Origin of the sequence: Kitasatospora sp. NPDC059803 (genome assembly GCF_042732255.1) — a bacterium.
GTDB lineage: Bacteria > Actinomycetota > Actinomycetes > Streptomycetales > Streptomycetaceae > Kitasatospora.
Genome location: NZ_JBHWIJ010000196.1, coordinates 6,539 through 7,595 on the forward strand (window position 1 = coordinate 6,539; position 1,057 = coordinate 7,595).

The following is a 1,057-nucleotide window of genomic DNA, read 5'->3' on the forward strand; positions in this document are numbered from 1 at the left end:
CACGGCACCACTCGCGCGCCGCCGCCCCCCCCACCTCAACTAAACTCGGGGCCGCCCCCCCCCCCCCCCCCCACCACCAGGCGGACGTCCGGCCGGACGATGAGGTCCGCCGCGATGTTGACCGCGTTGGTCACGATGGTGATCCCGCCGCGCTCGGCCAGCACCCGGGCCAGCTCGCTCGTCGTCGTGCCGCCCGTCAGGCCTACCACGGACCCGTCCGGCACCAGCCGGTCGGCCGCCAGCGCTATCCGCCGCTTCTCGGCCTGCCGCGTCCCGTGCTTGTGGCGCAGCGGCAGTTCGAGGTTGACGGCACCGGTGACCGCCCCGCCACGGGTGCGGTGCAGCAGGCCCTGCTCGTGCAGTTCCTGGAGGTCCCGGCGGACGGTGGCCGGTGACACCTGGAGGAGACCGGCCAGCTCGTGCACATCGGCGCTGCCCGCCTCGGTGATGTGGGCGAGGATCCGGGCGGTACGGTCGGCTTTGAGCATGGCCGAAGTCTAGGGCGTGTCCGTTGGATCACGCCGGGCCCGTGGGGCGGCGGACTGTGCGCAGAACCGCGCAAGCCGGCCGGGCGGCCCGGAGCGGGGGCGTCACCGGGTGGCGAAGACCCAGCGGTCGGCGGCGAAGGCGTCGTGGGGTTCGGGCCGGGGGCCGCGGCCGTAGTGGCGGGTGAAGTCGAACGGGGTGTGGACGGTGGTGGACCAGCCGCGCGCGGTGAGATCGGCGGTGGTGTCGGGGCGCGGCCCGGCGTCGAACAGGGCGAGCAGGTCGACGCCGAGCCGCTCGCGGGCGGTCGTGTAGACGGGGTTGTCGCGGACCGCCGCGGACTCCGGTCCGAGCCTGGCCTCGTACGCCAAGGTGCTGCCGGCGGCGCCGAGTCGGTCGACGGCGGCCGCGAGCCGCTGTTCGGCGGCGGCGGGCAGATAGGGCAGCAGGCCCTCGGCGAGCCAGGCGGTCGGCTCGGCGGGCTGGAAGCCGGCCGCGGTGAGGGCGTCGGCCCAGTCGCCGCGCAGGTCGGCGGCCAGTGGGGCCCGCAGCGCGCTCCCGGCCGGCCGGC

General features: G+C 76.3%; 2 protein-coding genes. Both read right to left on the reverse strand.

The genetic code is table 11. The features are described 5' to 3' along the window. Nucleotides 1–35: 35 nt before the first annotated feature. Nucleotides 36–488, reverse strand: coding sequence for a DeoR/GlpR family DNA-binding transcription regulator (locus ACFV6I_RS26720; protein WP_380428081.1), 453 nt, complete (start codon nt 486–488; stop codon nt 36–38). Nucleotides 489–590: 102 nt separating this feature from the next. Continuing rightward, the coding region (locus ACFV6I_RS26725) for a class I SAM-dependent methyltransferase (RefSeq protein ID WP_380428083.1) at nt 591–1,057 on the reverse strand (467 nt) is incomplete at its 5' end.

What these genes read in the sequence shown, in the direction of transcription:
- ACFV6I_RS26720 (WP_380428081.1), bottom strand. Translation starts at nt 488, where the DNA reads ATGCTCAAAGCCGACCGTACCGCCCGGATCCTCGCCCACATCACCGAG.